General features: G+C 42.1%; 20 protein-coding genes. 9 read left to right on the top strand and 11 right to left on the bottom strand.

Features of this window, described 5'->3' with window-relative positions:
* The first annotated feature begins 57 nt into the window (after positions 1–57).
* The 5 genes from VB740_RS00100 (at position 58) to VB740_RS00080 (ending at position 6,828) form a co-directional block, all read left to right on the top strand.
* Positions 58–1,557, top strand: a complete 1,500-nt coding sequence (locus tag VB740_RS00100) for an MBOAT family protein (RefSeq protein WP_323198131.1) — start codon at positions 58–60, stop codon at positions 1,555–1,557.
* A 361-nt stretch (positions 1,558–1,918) separates the two neighbouring features.
* Entirely contained in the window at positions 1,919–3,001 is a 1,083-nt protein-coding gene (psbA, locus tag VB740_RS00095; RefSeq protein ID WP_323198081.1) for a photosystem II q(b) protein, read from the top strand.
* 98 nt (positions 3,002–3,099) lie between these two features.
* Positions 3,100–3,789, top strand: coding sequence for a Uma2 family endonuclease (locus tag VB740_RS00090; protein ID WP_323198080.1), 690 nt, complete (start codon positions 3,100–3,102; stop codon positions 3,787–3,789).
* A 255-nt stretch (positions 3,790–4,044) separates the two neighbouring features.
* A complete protein-coding gene (gene psbA / locus VB740_RS00085) occupies positions 4,045–5,127 on the top strand; it encodes a photosystem II q(b) protein (protein ID WP_323198079.1) in 1,083 nt (360 codons plus the stop codon).
* 309 nt (positions 5,128–5,436) lie between these two features.
* Positions 5,437–6,828 carry a malic enzyme-like NAD(P)-binding protein gene (locus VB740_RS00080; protein WP_323198078.1) on the top strand — a complete coding sequence of 464 codons (1,392 nt, stop codon included), beginning with the start codon at positions 5,437–5,439 and terminating at the stop codon, positions 6,826–6,828.
* A 118-nt stretch (positions 6,829–6,946) separates the two neighbouring features.
* Here VB740_RS00080 and VB740_RS00075 read toward each other — a convergent pair whose 3' ends face one another.
* Positions 6,947–7,762 (bottom strand): Rpn family recombination-promoting nuclease/putative transposase, encoded by an 816-nt coding sequence (locus VB740_RS00075; protein WP_323198077.1) that lies wholly within the window; start codon positions 7,760–7,762, stop codon positions 6,947–6,949.
* Between the two features lie 189 nt (positions 7,763–7,951).
* Here VB740_RS00075 and VB740_RS00070 point away from each other — a divergent pair, with 189 nt between their 5' ends.
* Positions 7,952–10,240: a PhoD-like phosphatase gene (locus VB740_RS00070; RefSeq protein ID WP_323198076.1), complete on the top strand. Its 2,289-nt coding sequence runs from the start codon at positions 7,952–7,954 to the stop codon at positions 10,238–10,240.
* Between the two features lie 319 nt (positions 10,241–10,559).
* Here the strand turns inward: VB740_RS00070 and VB740_RS00065 are convergent, their stop codons facing one another.
* The 4 genes from VB740_RS00065 to VB740_RS00050 all read right to left on the bottom strand — a co-directional run bounded on the left by VB740_RS00065 (position 10,560) and on the right by VB740_RS00050 (position 17,107).
* Positions 10,560–12,113, bottom strand: a complete 1,554-nt coding sequence (locus tag VB740_RS00065; protein ID WP_323198075.1) for a hypothetical protein — start codon at positions 12,111–12,113, stop codon at positions 10,560–10,562.
* A 347-nt stretch (positions 12,114–12,460) separates the two neighbouring features.
* Positions 12,461–13,216, bottom strand: coding sequence for a hypothetical protein (locus VB740_RS00060; RefSeq protein ID WP_323198074.1), 756 nt, complete (start codon positions 13,214–13,216; stop codon positions 12,461–12,463).
* Positions 13,217–13,867: 651 nt separating this feature from the next.
* Positions 13,868–16,090 (bottom strand): pentapeptide repeat-containing protein, encoded by a 2,223-nt coding sequence (locus VB740_RS00055; RefSeq protein WP_323198073.1) that lies wholly within the window; start codon positions 16,088–16,090, stop codon positions 13,868–13,870.
* 9 nt (positions 16,091–16,099) lie between these two features.
* Positions 16,100–17,107 (bottom strand): zinc-dependent alcohol dehydrogenase family protein, encoded by a 1,008-nt coding sequence (locus VB740_RS00050; protein ID WP_323198072.1) that lies wholly within the window; start codon positions 17,105–17,107, stop codon positions 16,100–16,102.
* Positions 17,108–17,533: 426 nt separating this feature from the next.
* Between VB740_RS00050 and VB740_RS00045 the strand changes: the two genes are divergently transcribed.
* Both VB740_RS00045 and VB740_RS00040 read left to right on the top strand, forming a co-directional pair.
* On the top strand, positions 17,534–17,773 hold the full coding sequence (locus tag VB740_RS00045) for a hypothetical protein (protein WP_323198071.1): 240 nt from the start codon (positions 17,534–17,536) through the stop codon (positions 17,771–17,773).
* Positions 17,774–18,072: 299 nt separating this feature from the next.
* Positions 18,073–18,270 carry an NblA/ycf18 family protein gene (locus VB740_RS00040; protein WP_323198070.1) on the top strand — a complete coding sequence of 66 codons (198 nt, stop codon included), beginning with the start codon at positions 18,073–18,075 and terminating at the stop codon, positions 18,268–18,270.
* 266 nt (positions 18,271–18,536) lie between these two features.
* Here the strand turns inward: VB740_RS00040 and arsS are convergent, their stop codons facing one another.
* The 5 genes from arsS to VB740_RS00015 form a co-directional block, all read right to left on the bottom strand.
* Complete coding sequence (gene arsS, locus VB740_RS00035; protein WP_323198069.1) at positions 18,537–19,544, bottom strand: arsenosugar biosynthesis radical SAM (seleno)protein ArsS; 1,008 nt, start codon at positions 19,542–19,544, stop codon at positions 18,537–18,539.
* A gap of 36 nt (positions 19,545–19,580) precedes the next feature.
* A complete protein-coding gene (locus tag VB740_RS00030; RefSeq protein WP_323198068.1) occupies positions 19,581–20,540 on the bottom strand; it encodes an anion permease in 960 nt (319 codons plus the stop codon).
* A 15-nt stretch (positions 20,541–20,555) separates the two neighbouring features.
* Positions 20,556–21,524: an arsenosugar biosynthesis arsenite methyltransferase ArsM gene (gene arsM, locus VB740_RS00025; protein ID WP_323198067.1), complete on the bottom strand. Its 969-nt coding sequence runs from the start codon at positions 21,522–21,524 to the stop codon at positions 20,556–20,558.
* 251 nt (positions 21,525–21,775) lie between these two features.
* Positions 21,776–22,450 (bottom strand): response regulator transcription factor, encoded by a 675-nt coding sequence (locus VB740_RS00020; protein WP_323198066.1) that lies wholly within the window; start codon positions 22,448–22,450, stop codon positions 21,776–21,778.
* A gap of 317 nt (positions 22,451–22,767) precedes the next feature.
* On the bottom strand, positions 22,768–23,055 hold the full coding sequence (locus VB740_RS00015) for a Mo-dependent nitrogenase C-terminal domain-containing protein (RefSeq protein ID WP_323198065.1): 288 nt from the start codon (positions 23,053–23,055) through the stop codon (positions 22,768–22,770).
* A 407-nt stretch (positions 23,056–23,462) separates the two neighbouring features.
* On the opposite strand from VB740_RS00015, the gene VB740_RS00010 reads away from it, so the two are divergent.
* Entirely contained in the window at positions 23,463–24,080 is a 618-nt protein-coding gene (locus VB740_RS00010) for a class I SAM-dependent methyltransferase (protein WP_323198064.1), read from the top strand.
* A gap of 89 nt (positions 24,081–24,169) precedes the next feature.
* Here the strand turns inward: VB740_RS00010 and VB740_RS00005 are convergent, their stop codons facing one another.
* Positions 24,170–24,661: a GNAT family N-acetyltransferase gene (locus VB740_RS00005; protein ID WP_323198063.1), complete on the bottom strand. Its 492-nt coding sequence runs from the start codon at positions 24,659–24,661 to the stop codon at positions 24,170–24,172.
* Between the last annotated feature and the right edge of the window lie 107 nt (positions 24,662–24,768).

Here is a 24,768-nt window from a genome sequence, read left to right as displayed (position 1 = left end):
ATCAATGCCCAATGCCCAATGCCCCATGCCCAATGACAAATGAAAAATGACAAAAAAATGAACTTTATATCAATTTTCTATGGGCTGTTCTTATTGAGTGTGTTAGGAATTTACTGGTCTTTAGCACAACAGAAACTGCGATTGTGGACGTTACTAATTGCCAGCTTGGTTTTCTACGCATCTTTGCACATCCAGTACATACCATTACTATTAGCATTGACGTTTATTAATTTCCGGGTGGGGCTAGAGATTGGTAACAACACATCGCCAGGAAAACATTCCCTTGACTGGCAAATTTCTAATGAAGAGTGGCAATTTGCCCAAGGTGACTGGAATCGCCGTCGTCTAAAAGTTTTGTGGTTAGGTATAATACTAAACGTTTTACTATTATTAGCATTTAAGTATTTTACCCCTTTATTTAAGTTTGTTTTTCATGTGCAAACAAACTCACCAGATAGCTCTTTTAAGTTGATTGCACCGTTAGGTATTTCGTTTTTCACCTTTGAATGCATTGCTTATTTAGTAGATGTTTATCGCGGTGCCCCTGCTACTGATAAATTTATCAAATTTGCTACCTACAAATTATTCTTCGTCAAACTGATTTCAGGCCCAATTACGCGCTACCACAACTTAGCAAATCAATTCAATACAGTAGACTTCCCCAGTAGTGATAGAGTGGCTGAGGCACTGTGGTTAATTGCTAGGGGCGCAGTTAAAAAAGGTATATTTGCAGACCACCTGGGGATTTTCGTTGATTTATGTTTTGGGAACCTACAACGGGCGGGTAGTAACGATCTGTGGTTAGCTACATTCGCCTATGGCTTGCAGTTATATCTAGATTTCAACGGTTATGTAGACATTGCCCGTGGTAGTGCTTTGCTTTTCGGCTTGGTTCTACCTGAGAATTTCGACTTTCCCTATTTCAGCACCAATATTTCCGAATTTTGGCGGCGCTGGCACATGACTCTAGGAGATTGGCTACGTAACTATGTCTACTTTCCTTTGGGTGGTTCCCGTCAGGGTTTAGTCCGTACCTGCTGGAATTTATTTATTGTCATGTTAATCGCTGGTATCTGGCATGGTGCTGCTTTGGGTTATGTAGTTTGGGGCATATTCCACGGTTTAGCCTTGGTGGTTCATCGACTTACAGATACTATGAGCGATCGCTTTGAAAAGCTAGAACAATTCTGGCAAAATCCTCTAGGTATCTTTGTCGCTTGGTTATTGACCCAACTGATGGTTTTTACCTCTTGGATTTGGTTCCGCCTACCTAATCTCCAAGACTCTTCTTTAGTAATTCGGCATCTTTGGGGTTATCCTGCTGATGCCCAGTTTGCTCAAAAGGTTTATGTTGATGCCTTGAATATGAGCCAATACCAACTCACTTGGGTACTTCTAGCTATAGCTGCCCTAATGACTGTAGTCTATTTCTTCAACCGAATGCTGAAGTTAGAGTTTAACTGGCCTCTTAAGCTTGTCTTCATCCCTCTATGTTTCTACGCTGTTTGGTTATTCGCTCCTGAAGGCAGTTTGCCCTACATATACTTTGATTTTTAAGTTTCTACAAACAATCAACAGAAACATTAGACAACTTACAACTTATTATTTCGTTACAAATCGACAAAACTTAGAATTTTTGAACCAGGGTATTTGTAAATAAATGTAAAGACAATTAACTAGGCGATCGCGTCATTGAAAGTTATAGCTAGTTTGGTATTGAAATAGCTTACAAAGCCTCAATCTATGACTATTGTTTATAGTAGAAAAACTTTACAGTTCGATGAGCTTTTTAAACTATTTTGTTACAGAATATTAAGCCACAGTTCGGGTCAAAGTAAATTCATGTAGACTGTATTTCAACAGGCGAAAAATAAATCTGCTTGTTCCATATTTAACAACCCATAGCACTTATAAAACAATGACCACAACCTTACAACGGCGCTCAAACGCCAACGTATGGGATCGCTTTTGCGAGTGGATTACCAGCACTGACAACCGTATTTATATCGGTTGGTTTGGTGTATTGATGATCCCAACCCTACTAGCTGCTACTGCTTGCTTTGTAATCGCTTTCATCGCAGCACCTCCAGTAGACATCGATGGTATCCGCGAACCTGTTGCAGGTTCCTTGATCTACGGAAACAACATCATCTCTGGTGCAGTTGTTCCTTCCTCTAACGCTATCGGTTTGCACTTCTACCCAATTTGGGAAGCAGCTTCCTTAGATGAGTGGTTGTACAACGGTGGCCCTTACCAATTGGTAATTTTCCACTTCTTGATCGGTTGCGCTTGCTACCTGGGTCGTCAGTGGGAACTTTCTTACCGCTTAGGTATGCGTCCTTGGATTTGCGTAGCTTACAGCGCACCTTTGGCTTCTGCTACCGCAGTATTCTTGATCTACCCAATTGGTCAAGGTTCATTCTCTGATGGTATGCCTTTGGGTATCTCTGGAACCTTCAACTTCATGATTGTGTTCCAAGCAGAACATAACATCTTGATGCACCCCTTCCACATGTTAGGTGTGGCTGGTGTATTCGGCGGTTCCTTGTTCTCTGCAATGCACGGTTCTCTAGTAACTTCTTCTTTGGTGCGTGAAACCACCGAAACTGAATCTCTTAACTACGGTTACAAGTTCGGTCAAGAAGAAGAAACCTACAACATCGTTGCAGCCCACGGCTACTTCGGTCGTCTAATCTTCCAATACGCTTCCTTCAACAACAGCCGTTCACTGCACTTCTTCCTCGCAGCTTGGCCTGTCGTCGGTATCTGGTTCACCGCTTTGGGTATCAGCACGATGGCATTCAACCTGAACGGTTTCAACTTCAACCAATCAGTAATTGACTCCCAAGGTCGCGTTATCAGCACCTGGGCAGACGTAATCAACCGCGCTAACTTGGGTATGGAAGTAATGCACGAGCGTAACGCTCACAACTTCCCCTTAGACTTAGCTGCTGGTGAAGTTACTCCTGTAGCAATGACTGCTCCTGCTATCAACGGTTAATACTTCAGTATTAGCTAAATAAAAAGCGCCCTCCAGAAATGGGGGGCGCTTTTTTTGTTAGATTCAAGCTACAACTCCTGCGGATGAGGAATCAGGTAATGGCTGCTTCTGTGGAACATGGCTTAGATAATAGCGCTTTTATTCCTCCTTTAGAAAGTGGCGATCGCTTAACCCGCCACGAATTCGAGCGTCGTTATACAGCAATGCCCGATAAAAAAGCAGAATTAATTGAAGGAGTCGTCTACGTAGCATCACCCCTGCGTTTTAGAAGTCATTGTTTACCTCATGGAAACTTAATTATCTGGTTAGGGAATTACAAAGTTTCCACCCCAGGCGTAGAACTAGGCGATAATGCTACCGTCCGCTTAGATTTAGATAATGAACCACAGCCTGATGTTTTGCTGTTGATAGATAAACCAGCCAGGGGACAAGCACAAATCACTGAAGATGATTACGTAGAAGGCGCACCGGAATTAGTAGCAGAAGTAGCAGCCAGTAGTGCATCTATTGATTTGTACGATAAAAAACGCGCGTACCGCCGCAACGGAGTGCAGGAATATATCGTGTGGCAAACTTTAGAAAAGAAACTCGACTGGTTCTGCTTGCAAAATGGTGAATATTTACCACTTGTGGCAGATGCAGATAGTGTGATTAGAAGTAGAGTATTTCCGGGTTTATGGTTAGATGTCACCTCACTAATTACAGGAGATATGACGAAAGTTTTAGCAGTGTTGCAACAAGGATTGAATTCAAAAGAACACGCTGAGTTTCTTGAGCATTTAACTTAGCAAAACTTAAAAATAATGTCTTGAAAAATACAAATTATTAATGTAAAACGTGATATTAGAAGCCGGGAAAGTTTTCCCTTTTTTCAGACAGTCTCCCTTGGGAAATTAGTTAACAGCATTTTTCGTGTGAGGTAATTCCAGAGAGTCCCGGCGATTAGGGGGAAGGTATTTAGCGAAAGTCTTTGAAAACAGCTTAATTCTCAATTCTTAAAAATTGGGAAAGTTTGTTGTCAGTGATTTATAAACAACACAGCTATGACCACAACTCTAGGAAGAAGCGAAAGCGGCAAACTGTGGGATCGTTTCTGTCAATGGATTACTAGCACCGACAATCGGCTTTATATCGGCTGGTTCGGCGTTTTAATGATTCCTACCCTATTGACCGCTACCATCTGTTTCATTATTGCCTTTATTGCTGCACCACCCGTTGATATTGACGGCATCCGGGAGCCAGTTTCTGGTTCTTTATTATACGGCAATAACATCATCACTGGTGCTGTTGTACCCACATCTAATGCCATTGGTTTGCACTTCTATCCCATTTGGGAAGCTGCTTCAATGGATGAATGGCTCTACAACGGCGGGCCTTATCAACTCATTGTCTTGCACTTTTTGATTGGTATTTTCTGCTGGCTCGGTCGGCAATGGGAGTTAAGCTATCGTTTGGGGATGCGTCCCTGGATTTGCCTAGCTTACTCCGCTCCTGTAGCTGCTGCGACTTCTGTCTTTTTAATTTACCCTATTGGTCAAGGTAGCTTTTCTGACGGGATGCCTCTGGGCATTAGCGGCACATTTAACTTCATGTTCGTGTTCCAAGCCGAGCATAATATCCTCATGCACCCATTCCATCAACTGGGCGTAGCGGCGGTGTTCGGTGGTGCGCTGTTCTGCGCGATGCACGGTTCTTTGGTGTCTTCCTCTCTAGTCAGAGAGACAACTGAAGCTGAATCTATAAACTATGGGTACAAGTTTGGTCAAGAACAAGAAACCTATAGTATTGTAGCGGCTCACGGTTACTTTGGGCGGTTAATCTGGCAATATGCGAGCTTTAACAACTCGCGTTCTTTGCACTTTTTCTTAGCCGCTTGGCCTGTAGTTGGTATCTGGTTGACGGCATTGGGCATCAGTACGATGGCATTTAATCTCAACGGGTTCAACTTTAACCACTCAATTCTGGACTCTAAAGGCCATGTAATTAATACATGGGCAGATGTGCTAAACCGGGCCAATTTGGGTATAGAAGTGATGCACGAGCGTAATGCTCACAACTTCCCCTTGGATTTGGCGGCTGGTGAAGCAGTGCCAGTGGCTTTGCAAGCACCTGCAATTCACGGTTAATTGTAAGTTAAAATTCACTGCGCTCTCCGTCTGGAGGGTGCTTTTTTTATGAAGTTATAGTTATACAAATAGTGACACAGATAAAATTTTAAAAAAATATCTGGTGTATTTGGGTACAATTACTAAATTGTTACTCATATATTTTAGTAAATGCATTGGTATAAATAAAAATAATTATCAAAACTGTGACTAGTGAGTAAACTAACTACTGAGGTTTAGATTCATTGTATTTCCACTGATTACAAATCTCAGATTTTAGTTTTTGTCTCAATTCAATATAAAATCTAAAACTTAAAATCCAAAATCAACATGGCTGACCTAACTCCTAATTCTAGTTTTAGTTTGACACTGCGCTTGCAAATTCCCAATCGTGTAGGGATGTTAGCATCCGTAACCCAGGCGATCGCAACCACTGGCGGTAATCTTGGTCAAATTGATTTAATCGAGCAAACCCGCAAAGAGTCCACCCGCGATATTACCGTTGATGCTGCTAGTACCGAACATGCTGAAACCATTGTGCAAGCAGTAAAAGCATTGCCAGACATCAAGTTACTCAGCGTCTACGATCGCACCTTTAATTTGCATCGCGGTGGCAAAATCAGCATTGCTAGTAGAATTCCTTTAAGAAGTGTGTCTGATTTAGCAATGGCTTACACACCTGGAGTTGGTCGAATTTGTACAGCGATCGCTCAAGATCCAGAGGAAGTTTACAAGCTAACCATAAAACAAAACACTGTTGCCATTGTTACCGATGGTAGCGCTGTTTTGGGTTTGGGAAATCTCGGCCCAGCTGCTGCTCTCCCAGTCATGGAAGGCAAAGCAATGCTATTCAAGGAATTTGCGGGGCTAGATGCTTTTCCCATCTGCCTTGCCACCCAAGATACAGATGAAATTATTCAGACAGTTAAGAATATCGCTCCGGTGTTTGGGGGTGTGAACTTAGAGGATATCGCTGCACCTCGCTGCTTTGAGATTGAAAAGAGATTGCGCCAAGAGTTAGATATCCCCGTTTTTCATGATGACCAGCATGGTACAGCAATTGTCACCTTGGCAGCGTTGTTCAATTCTCTAAAGCTGGTACAAAAGGCAATGGCGGAAATCCGCATCGTGATTAATGGTGCTGGGGCGGCTGGAGTGGCGATCGCTCGGTTACTGAGGAAAGCTGGGGCAGAAAAAATCTGGATGTGTGACTCTAAAGGGATTATCTCTACTAGTCGCACCGATTTGACAGAAGAAAAACTCGAATTTGCCGTGAAAGCTCAGGGTACATTAGCAGGTGCAATGCAAGGGGCAGATGTATTTATTGGAGTTAGCGCACCGGGAGTTTTGACACCAGAAATGGTGCAATCGATGGCGAAAGATCCAATTGTGTTTGCAATGGCAAATCCGATTCCAGAGATTCAACCAGAATTAATCAGTAAAGATGTAGCTGTCATCGCTACTGGTCGCAGTGATTACCCGAATCAAATCAATAACGTTTTAGCTTTTCCTGGGGTATTCCGTGGTGCTTTAGATTGTCGGGCCCAGACAATTACCACCACAATGTACCTAGAAGCTGCAAATGCGATCGCTTCTTTAGTCAAGCCTTCAGACTTGAATCGGGAACATATTATCCCTTCCGTCTTTGATGAGCGTGTCGTTACTGCTGTTGCTGCTGCTGTACAACAAGCAGCACGTCACGAAGGTATCGCTCGGAATTAATTAAAATAATGACTCTTGTGGGATAGGCATTTCGCCCGTCCCACAGCATATCCTTATATGCAATCTCCATAGGGAAATTGCCAAAACCAGCAAAGCATTTTGGGTACTCTCCATCATTTTATGATTTCGGTTGTACAGCTTGCCTAACAACTTGTTCGTCCAAACCTAATGCTTGGGCTATCTGTTCAATAGTCAATCCTAACGCCCATAGCTGAGGTATTGTTTCTAACTTGCCTTCTAGTTTGCCTTGTTCTTTACCCTCTTCTTTGCCTTCTTCTTTTCCCTCTGCAAAAACTTCTTGGTAAAATCTAGTTTGCTTTAACTCACTTAATCCGAACATTTTTCCCATCTCCTCCCGGCTCAAGCGCGGCAATTTGTAGATTAATATCGTTTCTATCAATTGTATAATTTCCCTCTGTTGGGCGGCATTGAAAATTTCTTTTCGGGCGCTGTTTACAATCTCTATAGCTTTCGTTGTTGCAGTTAATTCTGGTTCTATGATTAGTTTGACTGTCTCAATCCCGATTGATGATGTGGGAATTGAGCTTAACTCGTTCAGGTAAACGCGAGTCACTCGTTGTGAGTTAAGTAATTCTGCGTATCTGTCTGTATCTCCACTATCAACATTGCGATTGGGGAAGATGACAACACCACGCCAAGTGTTAGTTAATTCAGTCTTGTCGAGATAGTTAAATATCTCGGCGAATAAACGGGAATAAATTTTTTTATCGGGTTGAAATTGCACCTCAGCAAAATAAATGGGTAATTCTGGAGTATTGGGTAAAAATACACCATCAATTCTAAATGCCAGTTGTTTGACTTCGACTGAAGAAAATTGGTAAGCATTGGCCAGTGATGGCGGTTGGTTAATGAGTTCAAAGAAGGTGCTGGGGAAGCTTTGAAAGATGCGATAAAAGATACTGTCGGTTTTCACCCTAGTGATTTAGGCAAGTGGTTGGTTTTACAGTTGATGAGCATATTTTACAGTTTTGCGTAAGCCTAGCCCGCCAAAGGCATCGCTCATTATGATTGAGGACTGGCGAAACACTCGTCCCCATTTGGTGATTGGATTATAAATAAAGCAGAATCATCCAAAACACCATCACTTTGTCAACTGTTTGCAATGAAGTATCAAGTTGGGGACGAGTTTTTACGAGAACTGCCACTAATTTTGGCGGGGCCAATTTTAAAACATACTGAACTCGACTCAGTGACGGTATGGGTGGCACTGAAACAGTCTTGTCAGATAGAACTCAAGGTTTATGACACAACAAATGATGGTGAAGCACTAGGAAATTGCTTATTAGAGGGGCAACGCTCTACCATCGCTTTGGGCAAGTATCTTCACATTGCTGCTATAACGGCTCGGTCTACGGAAGGGTATCGTTTAGTTAATAACCGCATCTATGCATACGACCTGCAATTTACTGTTGCTGACCAAAGCTTGCAAACGCTGCAACAAGCATTATGCTCAAACTCCTCTTTGACAGTCAGCATCAGCTACTTTGAACATCAAAAACCAACCTTTGTTCTGCCGCCAAACCGTCTAGAAGATTTGCAAATTATCCATGCTTCCTGCCGTAAACCTCATGGTCATGGATTTGATGCACTGCCGATTCTCGACGGTTTGATTGAGGCAAAAGCAAATCAACCCCAACACCGTCCGCACCAGTTATTCCTCACCGGAGATCAAATTTACGGCGATGATGTAGCAGAACCATCTTTGTGGGTTGCCAGCACTCTTGGTGATGCCCTCTTGGGTTGGGAGGAACAACTTCCTGTGAATGGAGTATACTGCACTCCCCAGCAGCTACCCCCTGGAGAACGGGCTGATGTGGCGACAAATCAAGCTGGCTTAACCGCAGGATTACATAATAAACCTGAGAAAGTTAACAGTCATCTTTTCAGTCTCGGTGAATATTACGCTACTTATTTACTAGCTTGGTCGCCAGTGTGTTGGCCGGTCGCATTTCCCAAAGGACACCAAGTAACGCGTGAGAGCAAAGCCATCAAGAACTGGAACCGACAAGTCCGGCATTTGCGACAATTTATTTATACGCTTTGGAAAGTGCGCCGTGCCCTTGCCAATATTCCCATGTACACCATCTTTGATGACCATGATGTTACTGATGACTGGAATTTAAACCAAGCTTGGTGTTTGCGAGTTCTGGGACATCCTTTGGGACGAAGAATAGTCCAAAATGCATTGTTAGCTTACACGGTGTTTCAGGGTTGGGGCAATACGCCTGAGCAATTTGCAGAAGGTCAATCTGGTGAAAAGCTGTTAGCGGCTGCACAAGCTTGGTCAGTTTCTCAAGGGAGAGATGCAAAGGCTAATGAGGCGATCGCTCGCTATGTAGGTATGCCAGCCAACGATCCCCACACAAACTTACCTATTTTAGTCCGAGATGGTGCAGTATTCATTCTGGATCGACATCCTGAAGCAATCACTTGGAACTACATAGTCAGGAGCAATTGCCATGAAGTAATTGTGCTGGATACACGGACTTGGCGCGGTTATCCAGCCGATCAAAAAGCGATCGCGCCGCCCATGCTGCTGTGTCCAAAAGCCTTTGAGCAACAACTAGTTTTACCTTTACAAGAAATAGTTGAACAAACTCAGATTCAAACTACATTTGTGATTGCGCCCACAAATGTATTTGGATTACAAGTGATTGATTGGATTCATCATTGGCAGTTACAACAGGAGAAAGTTTTTTCAACAGATGTTGGAGATGCCTGGAACATTAATACTGAAGCACTGGCGAAATTTCTAACTACCTTGTTTGAAGAACGTCAACAAGTGATTATTCTATCTGGGGATATCCACTACAGTTCTGTTGCTCACTTGTCTTATGCACGCACTCATTCCAAATTACAGTCTGTCTTAGTGCAGTTAACCGCTAGTGCATTGAAGAATGAAGAGATTTTGACGCGGCTCATTCATACACGATTGAAACATTGGCTACTACCAGAAAAGGTGCGTCATTGGATAGGTTGGATTAATCCACCCAATATGGTAGAAGTTTCAGAGAAACAATTAGACCATAATCGCCACATGCTAACTAACTCTGAGTGGCATTGTGTGCTGGAGTGGATACCTCGAAACAGCGTTCAGACTTCTCGCTTCAAAGCAGATATCTCATCATTGATAGCTCCCTGGAAACGTGCCGAAAATGCTAAATGGAAATGGTTACAACCCCTGATGTTTTGGAAATTTCGTTGGGTTCAAGAGGGGCGAGAAGTAGTTGGATTTAATAATTTAGGTCTGGTTCACTTTGAGTTAGCAGATGGGAGTAGTTATTGCAAAGTTATTCAAGATTTGTACTGGTTTTCTTCTTGGTATCCAACTCAAGTTGTTTACAGCCGTTTTGAGAGCCAGTTAACACCTAATAAGTCCTTGTTAAGATGATCCTGGAAGATCCCCCCAACGCCCCGATAAATTGCTACGTAAGATGGGATTATCCACTGTTTTTGCCTCTTGAAAATCCTCTGTACCTACTTTACATCCCACTTGTGTATACACGGTAGCCTTTTTAAGGCGGGTTAGAGGGGATCTAAAATCTAGATGGTACATCGAAAAATTTTGAAATGCTTATCAGACTGGGCTTTCACGTTAAGTTTACACCAATGGGCAGTGCCGTGCCCCTACGGATGTACCTCACGTAAACGAGAACCGCTATATTACATAGGGTTGCGATCGCAATAAGCTTAGAAGGATTGAATTTACCTTAACAGTGTTGTTGTTTTTTGAATAGTGACAACAGCAAACACACGAGTCCCATTACTACCAATGGCACTGAAGAAGCAGATTCTGGGACAGGCTGAGGGTTTTGCAGAGGCTGATAATTGATGAAATTTTCTTGAATTGGGCTAAGTGATGCCAAAAGTTGCTCAATATCGATAGATATATCAGTATCATTACCAACACTTTTAGAAGAGATGAGGCGGTTAAAGGTTTGGCTACTCGATTCATCAAAATTTTCTGTAAACCCAAGAAAATTTTGACCTATTTTACCTATAAGAGAGTCAATCAGATTGTTAACATCAGTCTTGATCCCTAGTGGGGATAACTGTAAACTGCTGAGATTATTGACGTTTCCAATTTTTGTATTATCAGTATTCGCTAACCAATTGCCATTACCAATAATTTCATTTCCACTGGTAAAAACCCAGTTACCATTACCAATAATTGTATTATTTGTACCAAAGTCCCAATTGCCGTTTCCAATGGTTGCGTTGTCACTGCCGAAGTGCCAATTACCATTACCTAATGTTGAATTATTACTTCCGTCGTCCCAATACCAGTTGCCGTTACCAAGAGTTGTATTACTCTTTCCAAATAGCCAGTTGCCATTACCGATGGTTGTGTTGTCATTATTAAAGTTCCAGTTACCATTCCCAATGGTTGCGCTGTCACTGCCATAATCCGAGTTAAAATTACCAATAGTTGCGTTATTATCACCAAAGTTCCTGTTACCATTACCAATCGGTGCGTTGCCCTCATTAAAGCGTTGGCTACCCGGATTAGATGTATTCCCACCGTTACTAAAGGGTATATTATTTCCATTACCAAGGACTTCTTTCAACGGATCGAAAGGTGATTGTTGAAGCAAACTTCCAGCACCTGCGATAGGATTACCACCGCCTGCAAATGGGTTGCTACCTCCTGCGATCGGATTACCACCACCTGCAAACGGATTACTGCCTCCTGCGATCGGATTACCACCGCCTGCAAAAGGATTACTGCCTCCTGCAAATGGATTACTACCGCCTGCAAATGGGTTTCCACCTCCTGCAAATGGATTACCACCGCCTGCAAATGGGTTGCTACCGCCTGCAAACGGGTTTCCACCTCCTGCGATCGGATTACCACCGCCTGCAAATGGGTTGCTACCTCCTGCGATCGGATTACCACCGCCTGCAAATGGGTTGCTACCTCCTGTGATCGGGTTTCCACCGCCTGCAAACGGGTTACTACCTCCTGCCAATGTGTTGTCAATATCTTTGAAAAAGTTATCACCCAAAATTAACTTTAATCGATCAAAGATTAATTGCTGAAGCCCACTGCCACCATCGCCTGCAAACGGGTTAATACCGCCACCTGCAATGGAGGAATTGTTACCGTTACCTAATAACAGATTGCTACCACCCGTCAACAGGCTGCCTTCAGCAGACAAACTGCCATTGGCAGCAAAGGAATTACCGTTATATGGGTTGCTAGCACCACCTACACTTAAGGGATTAACTCCACCATTAAGGGGATTGACAGCAGACTCTTCCATTGGTACTGATTATCCTATTTTTAGTTAAAAAATTATGGGCTATTTAGCACTTTTGATACCAATTATGAATTTGCTAAACACAAAATCTCTCTAAAATAAAGGCTTTAATTATCTGACTGTCAAAGTAACAGAAAATATTGCCTAAATCCTTATCTGTAAAGAGTTACAGGGCGTAAAATAGCACACTAGTACATAAGGCACATCATTGATAATACACGCTTTTCAGCTTTATCGGATGGTATGTTTATTTGCGCCAAGCTGTACTAGCATACTATGTACTGAAGAACTCATTATTGTTCTCCTCTTATCTGCTGATTCTCGCAAGAATTCTATTAAGCGAACGGAATTTATCGACCACCAAATGGGTTAGCGCCACCGGCACCGCCACCAAATGGGTTATTAGCACCACCGGCACCGCCACCAAATGGGTTATTAGCACCACCGGCACCGTCACCAAATGGGTTATTAGCGCTACCGGCACCGCCAGCAAATGGGTTACTTCCACTGGTACCGCCAGCAAATGGGTTACCGCCACCGACACCGCCATCGGCACCAAATGGGTTACCGCCACCGGCACCGCCACCCAGTTCTTTGTCAAGCCTTGAGTCAATTAGCTTGTCAATAGTAGCCCTCAAAGTGAACCCGTCCGGTATTTCAGTTGTGCTAATACCATAGGTCTGGCTACTAGCACCAGTCAAAGGATCTCTGCCTGCGGGTGAGTTACCACCACCGCCTGCGGATGGGTTGCCGCCTGTGTTGCCGCCTGCGGGTGAGTTACCACCACCGCCTGCGGATGGGTTTGATGGGTTTACACCGCCTGCAAAGATATTCCAGAAGTTGTCACCAGCGAAAGGATTACCACCATAGGGTAAATCAGGCTGACTGCCACCGCTGCTAGCACCAGCAGCACCACCAGCAGCACCGCCACCAAATGGGCTACCGCCACCTTCTCCATCACCAACACCACTGAATATCTTGGGGAGGTCTTTCTCAGGGACAACTTCTTTCAAGCGACCGAAAGGTGATTGTCCAAATTGTCCAATCGCATCGTTCCCGCTAGTAGAGGACTGACCGCTACCACTCTTACTCATATCTTCTGCCATTAGGATTAATCCTCGCTATTGTTTGGATAAAAATCTTGCTAGCATCGCAACATAAAATAGACAGAAATTAAGTTTAGTTCATGACTTATTTGCTGTATTTTTGTTAGCAAAACTAGTTGGTAGCTATTAGATTATTTGGTTATCTTTAATTAGGTGTAGATAATCAATTTTTAATCAATGCCACTTCACACTTACAATCTATGTGATTTAATTTTGAAGGGCAATGAAAAATATTTTGATATATTTATCAAACTTGTAGATACTTCTAGACAATAATTTGAAAAAGTTAACTTAGATGTATGTATAATAAAATTTAATTTGGTTTAAAGACTATATTGCAATGAAGAATCTTTTGATAAATTTGCCAATTTTTTAGATATTTAATTAATCTGCATTTATCCGAAATTCTATCACTTTTATCTTAGATTAAGTAAGTCGGTGAGAATAACTTAAACTATATCAACTAATGTTAAATACATTGAAATTACTTCGTAGTAAAGGCTTCAACCCTCACTACAAACCTTTAATTATTTACGCCACTTACTTATACCGCGAGACTGATAATAAATAACACCGTTACTGTTACCCCACAATAGGTTGCATCAGATTAGCACCACTACGAAGTGCCTTGAAAAAAGGTTCGTGCAGCGATTACTTCAGATAAATCAGCAAATTCAATCCCGGAATTGTGCGGGAAAGTGTCCACAAAACGAGAGTGATGTAAATTAAACCTAAACTCCATTGATACCAAGCAAGTGCAGAAATGATGCCAGGTAGGTGTTCGTCTCGCAGGCGAATGTCGTTAAATCCTAATTTAACTAGGTTGTTAAGACTAAAATCATAGTAGTTGAGCCAGTTCCAACGGCGATCGCACAACAGAGGCATATATCGTTCCCGAAATGTCTGATTCCTTGGTATCACTGGCAAACGTCCAATCAGCAACCGTAACTGGCGAAATGTGCCGTCTTCTGTGAAGTAAGAAACGTCCATTAAATCGTGATAACGGCCTTGTTGGTAAAGCCGAATCAATAAAGCCATTGGGATGGGGACAATAATAATTAAAAGACAACCCAATGTCAGCCAAGGTTGTTGAGCATTGCGAAAGATGGCTAGTAAGCTGAAGGATTCTAAAACGCTAAAACTCACTAATATTGAAATGGTTTCGTAGGATGTGGGAATAATTGGTACGGGATGCAGCCGACGATAGCGATCCACTAACCAAAACAGTAAGCCGAAATAAGCGATCGCAACTCCTCCCACACCAAACACTAACCAAAAATTTGTACCATAGCCACTCAACAACAGCAGTACACTCAACCCCAAGCAACTCCAAGCTTGCAGTAACCACCCAACGATAGAAAGGGGTTCGCCAACAATTAAGCGATCGCTCAGTTGTGTGTATTTTTCTAAATCGATGTCTGCTAAGGTGAGTAACTCATTGCTACTGCGAAATGATTTTATCAGACGACGCTGGGCGATCGCTTCGGCTTGAGTTGCAGAAAAACCCAGATTAATCAAACTTGCGACGGATGCACTATTAATATTTGTAGCTGTCAAACGGCGACTCATTTCTACTAATCGCAGTTGTTGTTTTGTGTATTCCAGTTCGTTAGCATCGGCAACTTGTTGTTGTTGACGGAAATTTTGCCCCAAATTCCGCAATATGTTTTCATTACCTTGCAATGTAGGGATGCAAAACATTTTACCAATCTGACCAGGATTACCTAAAATTTTCGCTTGATTAGAGTTAAAAGTTAAACCAGGTACGCTTAAACAAGCTTCTGGAGAAAACCTCGCATCGCTAAAATCTGCTTGGTTAAGAATGCTCGCCCCTTGCAAATTCACCGATTGATTAAACTCCACTTCTCGAAATGTCACAGCTTGCTCAAAAGTTGCATCTGTTAAAAGGAGGAACTGATTAAAATTTGCTTTAGTAAACTGGGCTTGATTCGCAAAGTGGACATCAGAAAAATCAGCATTCTCTTGCCACTGCCCACTATTGAATTTAGCCAATTGCTTAAAAGTTGCTTGGTTAAAGTTGGCAGTCTTTTCAAAGATACTGCCTTGAAAATCAGCGAGTTCTTGGAATTGAGTTTGTTTAAAATTAGCTTTGTCAAAAAAAATACTGCCCTGGAAATTGCTTGGTTGCTTGAATTTAGCACCGCTAAAGCTGACAGGACGACCAAATCGGGTTTCAGCCCAATTAGAAGATTGGAGAAAAGTTGCACCTTGGGCATCCACAGACTGAAGAAAGAATGTATTAGAGAGCCTCATTTCGCCATTGAAACGAGTTTGCACGAGTGTCAGGACACCACGAAAGACGGCAATTTCAATCGATGGAGTTGACTTTGTTCCTAAGAGCGATCGACAATCTTTGGAGTTCGTGAGTGATTCCAGACAAACGAAGCGCAAACGCTCTAGTTCTTCTTGTTCGGTAGTGGTGAAAATCGCAGCAATGGCTTGGGCGTACAAGGGTGTTCTTAAACCCAAATCGCTGCCCACGAAATCCCCCAAAATTAGGGCATAGCTGAGGTCTAAACCCAGAGGTTTTGCACCTAATCCTTTTCGCAGCAGTTGGTAAAAAGCATCACGAAAGCTAGCGTTTTCTGGGCGCAAATCAATCACCATCTTCTGCAAATCTACCGTCAAATTGCCTTCGCGGAGTGTGGGTGTGCGTAGACGTTCTTGTAATAATTCCAGAGTTAAGGGTGTGCGTTCTGGTTGTGTTTGTGCTGCTGAAGTAGGTAGGGGGAGGAGGAGAAGTAAAACACAAAGGAACGCAAAGGGAAGCGCAGAGGTACGCAGAGAGAGCTTTCTGGGTATCTTTGGGTTTAACCTCTGGGTGCATTTGTGTTTAAAAAATAAATTATGCAAATTGTTCGATCAATCGTCGCTAATGAGTAGAACAATTTTACCTGTCACAGAACCGCTTTCAATTAGTTGGTGCGCCTTAGCCGCTTCTTCTAAAGGGAATTTGTGGCTAACATGGATTTTTAATTTGCTTTCATCGATCCAAGTGGCACATTGTTTGAGAATTTCTGCATGGTGCTGGAGGCTTTCTTCTAATCCTAGCAACGCTGGTGTGAGCATTAATTCTAAACCAATGCGGAGATTGCGTTGTCTAGCAGTTTTCCAAACAGTATTAGCATCTGGTTCGAGAATCGTCACAATATCACCATAGACTCGCACTGCGGGGAAAGTTTTGTGAAAGGTTTCGCCGCCTATGGTATCAAAAGCCAAGTCTACGCCTTCGCCGTTAGTCCAATCTAATGCTGCTTGTACAAAGTCTGTTTGTTTGTAAAAAACTACATGATCTGCACCTAGTTGTTTGACGAAATTAGCTTTTTCTTCAGAACCCACTGTGGTAGAAACAGTAGCACCTTTGAGTTTCGCTAATTGAATTGCTACATGCCCGACACCACCAGCACCCGCATGAATCAAAACTCTTTCCCCAGGTTCCAATCGTCCCCGTTCGTATAAAGCTTCCCAGGCTGTGATTAAGACTAAAGGTGCTGCTGCGGCTTCGGCAAAAGAGATAGACGCGGGTTTACGTGCCACAAACCGCTCATCCACAACGGTATATTCAGCATAATTACCTTGGTGTGCGCCCAATCCGCCATAGCAAAAATATACCTCATCGCCTGTGCGAAAACGCTGAACCCCAGCACCCACTGCTTCGACTATACCAGCACCATCACATCCTAATATTGTCGGTGTGCGATCGGGGTAGAAAGTGCCTCGGCTACGAAGTTTAGTGTCAATGGGGTTAATGCCAGCCGCCACCAAACGCACTAAAAGTTCAGTATTTCCTACAGGAACAGCAGGGTTTGGCACTTCTTGTAGTTGCAGAACTTCGGGACTGCCAGCTGCTGTCATCAAGACTGCTTTCACAACTCTTTCCTCCTGGCTTTAGATGCACGTTCATTTGCAACTTTAGCGCAAGAGGGTGGACACAAAGTTATGTCTGAGGGAAAACTGCGATGTTTGACAACAAGGAGCATATGTAAAGGTAGATATGAAAAAAGTCAAGTATTTATCCATTTGCTGAAATAAAACTAAATATTCCGAAACATAGCTATAATAAAAGATATACAGCGACAACGCTACTCGTTGCGAAGCAGCCAATATGGATGCCGGCCAAGTTTTAAGCCGATATGCTTAGACAGATTTGAAATGAATCACCCTAAGGACGAATCTAAGAAGGGCAAAAATGCCTGATGCCAGAATGCACAATAATCACTTAAATTCTGCTAAGTAATTTAGTTAATACACGACAAGAATTGCTTGTCAAATCAATAAAACAATAGAGAGAACATCATGAAAACCGATTTTGATTATCCCAACAAAAATTTGCTTGGAACAGTCGTTTTTAGACCTAGTTTTAACAACTTTGAGAAAATTAATGCCAATCAAGCTTGGTCATTATTTTTCACTGCTGGTAAAGAAGACAAGGTGCTAGGACAAGAACCTGAATTAGGCAGATTTTTTACATACTTCTTAATCGCTCTTGGAGTAACCGGAACTCTTTGGGCAACCTACTTTAATATTTCTGTGTAGGTTGGCTACTAACTAAAATCCGGAGACGGTGATTAGAAAGCCTGAATTTGGATTCTGGGGATTCAACATATCAAACACTCTAGCTTGGAGCGATCGCAAACACGCTTGGAAGTGCCTAATTTTTCGTTCTCACATAACCTAACCTTTCAAGTCAGCATCTAAAAGAACTGATGTAGATACCTGGAATCCTGATCAAGCTAACTTAATTTCATTTTTTTTCAAGGAGTCTACGTTACTCCAAGACATCTAGGTAGTATCTAGCTCCTTGTTTTCGCCCTCAATTAATACAAAATCCAAAGATGAATCAGCCCATGAAATTATCATTAGAGCAAGAATTTAATATCCGTTGCTTTGCCGACAAAGTGCAACATATGTCTCATGAACAAGCTCAAGAATTTTTGCTTGTGCTGTATGAGCAGATGATGATTCGGGAAAAGACTTTCCAGGAATTGCTCAAACAGGAATGGAGATTGGATTTAGGCACAGTCTCTGGGTAAAGTAGTGAAGTGATTACAGAACGCGTTATTGATTTGTGGTTAGCAACAAAAAAAACCGTGAAACATACTGTTTCACGGTTTTCTGTGTGGTGTAAGGAGCTTAACTATATATCATGATAAAGTAACTGCCCAACAACAACGCACTCGTAACAATTTTGGTAACAGACTTTTATGGCGATGACACTCTCAAGCGTAAGGTGTGATCAGATTACAGGCTGCTAGCTCAAACTATATTGACTCGTTTTAATTTTATCTTTTAGTTCACCTTAGAGCAAAGCACCACCACAACTAGAACCACATCCAGCAGTACAACCATAGCAATAAGCAGCAGTTTGTATCTCACTAATTAAGTCTAAACTGTCGGCTTCTAACAGTTTGCTAACTGACAAGACTTCACCATTGCGATTTTTCGCAGGTAAATTCATCATTTGGTTAAAGTCGCAATCATATACATTGCCCAGATAGTCAATCGAAAGTTCATCACGGCACATTAAATGTTCAACTGTATCGGGATTAAAATGCGACTCTAAAAACTGCAAATAACTGGTGTACAGTTTTCTGCGTTCTAAATGCATCTTGGTTCTACCAACTGGTAGGTTGGTAATGGTGAAGAGGTTGCTAAATACAATATTAAAATGTTCTTGCAAGAACATTTTGTAATCTCGTTCTAGGTTGATCTGTTCGGGAGCTAAGGAAAATTTTTCATCCGTGGGCAACTGGGGATTAAATATCAAGTCCAAAATTAAATTTGGCTCTTTACCATAACCAAGTTGGTTAAGCCACTGCAAAGCTTTGACTGAACTATCAAAAACACCAGCACCACGCATTTTATCAACATTATCTGCTAAGTAGCAGGGTAGAGAAGCTACAACTCTTATTTGATGTTGAGCAAAGTATTCTGGTAAATCAGCGAATCCATCTTCAAAATAAATGGTCAAATTAGATCGGACAATCACCTGCTTACCAGTTGCTCTTGCTGCTTCAACCAATGGCTTAAATCCATAATTCATTTCTGGTGCGCCACCAGTCAAATCTACAATTTTAATTTCGGGAAATTTATGGATTAGCGAAATCAATTGTTCGCAAATTTCAGGAGAAAGTTCTTCTGTACGTTTTGGCCCAGCTTCGACATGACAGTGTGTACAGGCAAGGTTACAACGCTTACCTAGATTAATTTGTAAAACAGTGATTTCCTTTTTTGTCAAAGGAGAATTGAGTTTATTTCTAAATGGTGTGACTGTTGAACCTAGTGTAGATTTTGATTGAAGTTGCATGATTTATTATTTCTAAAACCAAAATATATTTATTTTTTAACCTTGTAATAATCTGTAGGTTATTCCACTAATAATTGCAGCAGTAGGCAGGGTTAAAATCCATGATAATAATATCTGATAAAAAACACGCATATTGGATTTTTTACCAGTCAATCCAACTCCAAAAATAGAACCAACTGAAACGTGAGTTGTGGAAACTGGAAGCCCAAACCAACTAGCTGCAATGACTAGAACTCCAGTTACTATATTTGCTGATAAGCCTTGAGTATGATTCATTGAGGTAATCTTTTCACTCATGGTGACAGCAACTTTTTGGGAGTTGAGTAAACCGCCGAGTGCCATTGCGATCGCAATCGTGATCATTCCTCCCTGAATCGAAAAATACTCAATAACTAGAATGAGTGAGAAAATCTTGGGAGTATCATTTAATCCTCTAGCAAAACTGACAATTCCAGCGCTGAGAAAATGGCAAGTATCAATCATTTTCTGATTGACTGCTAGGTTCCATTTAGAATTGATATAGCCAGATAAGCTATAAATTCCTGCTCCCAAGGGAATAGCAATGATTGGACTGAGTAATAAAGGCAAAATAAAGGAAGTTCCCAAAGCTGCAAAATTAACTTTGAGTCCGATCGCAACTAATCCAGCCCCAACTAGCGCACCTGTTAAACTGTGAGTTGTGGAAATGGGAAACCCCATGAAGGTGGCTATGAGCACAGTTAAACCAGCAGCGATCGCAACTGCCAGATGAAACTCCGGTGCATTAGCGATCGCATCAGGCACTAGTCCTTTCCCAGAGAAGTTTTTAATTAGTGTACTTGCCAGAAAAGTGGCAGCAATTGCACCAGCGAAAGTTGTAAACGTTGCCCACAGAATTGCTGTTTGATAGCTGCTAGTTCGGCTACCAAACAACGTTGCTACCCCTTTAAAGTTGTCATTCGCACCATTGGAATATCCTAAAAAAAGCGTGGCAATAAATAGACTAATTAACAACATTTTGGGGTTTATAAATTAACAGCAACCACCACCGCTATAGTGCCAGGTTGAATTTGTAATAATTATTTCTGCTGGCTTGATAGCCGCAAGTTTAGCAGCGGTTTTATCACATACGGCTGCGGGAATGCCTAGCTGGAGTAGATGGCCTGCTGAGTCATCGAAGAAGGGTTCCAAGCCAGCATAAACCGCTGTTTTCCCAGTAAAGATACAAGCGCCATCTTCTGGAATAGCAACTTTAAAGGATACAGAATCTAGGCTTTCTAAAAGTAGATGTTCTTCTAAATTATAAGTCTGGGAATCTAGTAGACGGTAAGGACGACGGGCGCGAATTTCAACTTGACCAAAGCCAGCATTTGTAATCCGTTCAGTATACTCTTCATAGGTGAGTGCGCCTGATAAACACATGGCTCTCAGTCGTTCATCTTGTTGAAGATGCGCTGGAATTTGACTAGTGGCAATTGGATCGCTCATCTGCAACCGTCCACCTGGTTTTAATACTTGATACGCTTCTTTTAAAGCACGGGTTAAATCTTCTGGTTCAAAGATGTTGAAAAGGCAGTTTTGCGCCACGATATCAACAGTGGCATCAGCAACGGGTAAGTTAAAAGCATCGCCTTCGCGGATTTCTACAAAATTGGTGTCAAACCACGGGTTTTCTTGAGCAGCAATTTCCAGATTGCGTGCGGCCGCTTCCCGCATGGCCTCAACCGGTTCAACGGCAATTACAGCGCCTGCATAACGGGAAAAATAAGCAAATTGCAACGCTTCTAAGCCGCCGCCAACACCCACATACAGCACAGTAGGTTGGTTTCCTAGTTCAGTGGGGTGAACGGTAGTGCCACAACCATAGTTCATTTCCTGCATTGGCAAAGGAATTTTCAAGCCTGGTAGTTGCAGGGGTGTACTTTGTACACAACAAAGTCCAACTTGCGGGGTTTCGGCAACTTCGCGGTAGAATTGCGCTGCTGTTTCTAGATAGGTCATGCAGTTTTAGAAGATTTTAGATGATGATAGCTTTGTGCATCCTAATATAATTAACCCTAAGTTGGATGAGTTTTTACTCAGATTGCCAAAAACCCCAAATCTTTCTAAATTAGAAAACTTTGGGGTTTTACCGTTATTTGAATTGGAAAAAGAACAAGAAGCTAGGGGAGATTAGGGAAATTAGGGAGATGAGGAAGCAGAGGGAGAATGACTTATGCCCCATCCCCCATGCTCCATGCCCCATCCCCAATTCAATCATGCAATGTGTAACCGACACCACTCACAGTTTGAATGAGGCATTTTTCGTTATTAGCTTCAAGTTTCAGACGTAGGTAGCGCATCTGAAGTTCAATGATATTGGCATCGCCCATGAAGCCGTCACCCCAGACTTCTTGTAAAATGCGATCGCACGTAATTACCTGTCGCGGATGGGCCAGTAAATATTCTAGTAAGTCAAATTCCTTGGCAGTTAACTCAATTAACCGCTGATCTCGGTACACTTGGCGCGTGCGACGATTTAAACTCAGACCTTCAAATTCTAAAACATCTGCGCCGTCTACTTGGCGGCTTCTTCGCAGGTGTGCGCCAACTCTAGCTAATAATTCATCAACACTGAAGGGTTTAACGAGGTAATCATCAGCACCAGCGTCTAAGCCTGCAATGCGATCGCTCACTTCATCTTTGACGGTTAATAAGATTATTGGTACTTTATCACCAAGACTTCGCAAGTGGCGACAAATTTCCAACCCCGATAAACCTGGCAACATCCAGTCTAAAATTACTAAATCTAGATGTAACTTACGCACTGCGGTGAGTGCAGTTAATCCATCGTAGGCAATACTGACTTGATAGCCTTCATAATTCAATTCCAATTCGACAAATCGTGCCAGTTTGACTTCATCTTCAACCAGTAAGATGTGCGTCATGATAATGTTAATGATTTAAGCAGGGTACGGTAAGCAAAAATACGGTCTGGAAACACTGTCTTCGTGGTGCCAGCTACTTAAAATAGCTAAACATCTAAATTAGGTGTACGTTAGCTTAGTATAAACCTGGGTAAGTAACAACCGTAAATCTGCAATTACCGATCGCTCCTTGATCAAATAACAAGTCAACTGGCTATAGGACTCATATTTGATTGCGTGAAAAAATTCAGTGTAACTCAAAGAGGCTTCTTGTCTATTGCCTATTGCCTATTGCCTTCCTACGCAAATAATTTCAGAAATAAAATCGCATCGCTATATTAGCAATAAGCTGTGACATCTTCACCGCATTCATCGGCTAGATAACAGAGCGCTTTAAAACGCAAACCCACTACTTCCTCGTATAGGGGATTTAATTTACACATCGGAGGAATGTGAAATAGCTTACGGCTAAAGAGCGTGATATCTCGTTCAAAGGGACATTGAGCAGGAATAGCTTTACACAGAAAATGAGCTAATTTGGAGTTATGAATTTCTATGGTTTCCAACCACTCGCGGACTGGATGCAGTAGATCATTGTGTAACCGGGTTTGAATAAAGCTTGTCATAATGTTTCACCTTAATAGTTTCAAGCTAAATTGAGTTTGTTCTATTTGAACCGCTATAAATATATACGGTTAGGTTCTATAGTTTTATGCACTTATTACTCGTTCTTTAGTTCTCTACAGAAATAGAATGAGTCTCTAAGCACACTGTTAACTACAGATTCGATTGCCAAGATTCCGGATGATTGATACCATTACCAAAAATTTTTGCAACAAACAAATGAATCGCCTGTAAGAGCTTATACCTGTATGTCCCTACCAACGTATTTTTAACAAGAATTTCGTGAAATGTTATTGTGCCAAACGCTAGGCTAGATATTGCTAGACTGCAAAGCTATAAACAACTTCTTGGAGGCGCAGCTAAACTTACCCTAAAAAAGCAATGAGCTTCAGGGAAACTGCGGAAACTAATGACTAATGACTTTTTTAACAACAAAAAGTTCCTTTTTGACCGCTGGGCACCAAGTTACGACTGGCTATTTCCCTCAGTATTTTACAGAGCCATTCACAAACGGTTGCTGGAATACGTCGATTTACCAAAGCCAGCAAATGTACTTGATATAGGCTGTGGTACTGGACGCTTACTTGAGCGCCTCGCTACTGAGTTTCCCGACCTGCAAGGCACCGGATTGGATTTATCTAGTAATATGTTGCGGGTAGCAAGACAAAGCAACCGCCACCGTCCACGCTTAATTTATATCGAGGGGAAAGCTGAGTCTCTTCCATTTGCTGATGGTCAATTTGATGCTGTTTTCAGCACTATCAGCTTCTTGCACTATTTGGAACCTAAACAGGTGGTTAGTGAGATAGCACGGGTACTTTCTCCCGGTGGACGCTTCTACTTGGTTGATATTACCTCTAAAAAAGAGACAGAACCTCAAGTATTGCCAATCTCTCCCCGTGGAATTAGACTCTACAGCCCAAATCAACGTCAACTTCTTGGCTCCTCTGCTAGGCTGTTGTGTTTGAATCACCACTATTTACTAGGGCCTGTCTTACTAACGATTTTTGCTAAACCTCAGATTTGAAAATGGGGAATGGGGGAAAGTAAAGGGTTGGGAACAGCTTGTATCAAGCCTTTTTTTGCGAATCTTAATTACGAATTACGAATTACGAATTACGAATTACCTCGATGTTCCATGAACACCACAGGAACTCTCAGCAGTTTTTTAGCTAATTGCGAAAATCTAAATTTACTCTTGAGCGTAGATAAGTCGCTTGTCCTGGGAAACTGTGGCAAGTCTTCAAAAGATATTGGCACAAAACCAAAGCGACTGTAAAACTGCGCCAATCGTTCACCTAAACATTCAAGATAAAGTGGTTGCGTTGCTGTATTAATCAAATGTTGCGTTAGCAAAGTACCCAAACCGCGACCTCTCCAAGCTGACGCAACGACCAAACTACCAAGTTCTTGCGCCTCTGAGAAATTACGTAGCTGTCCACAAGCTACCAGATTGCAATCACATTCAATTACCCAAAATTGTTGCCAATTTAATTGGCTTGGGTCGAGTTTCGCTGAAAACACCAGCAATCGAATCGACCACTTATCCGCAGAGGTTGCCTTGCGAAGGATACATCCAGATGGTAACGATAGATTGCTCTGATTCATTGAATTACACAATGATTAGTTTGTATCACAATCATCACATCATATTATTCACCTATAGGACTAGTATTTGATTTATGAAAAAATCTAAGTATATGTAGGGGAGCCAG

The organism is Nostoc sp. UHCC 0251, assembly GCF_034932245.1.
Taxonomy (GTDB): Bacteria; Cyanobacteriota; Cyanobacteriia; order Cyanobacteriales; family Nostocaceae; genus Nostoc.
Note: the sequence above shows the minus strand (reverse complement) of the source record. Positions and strands in the feature narration are given on the sequence as shown.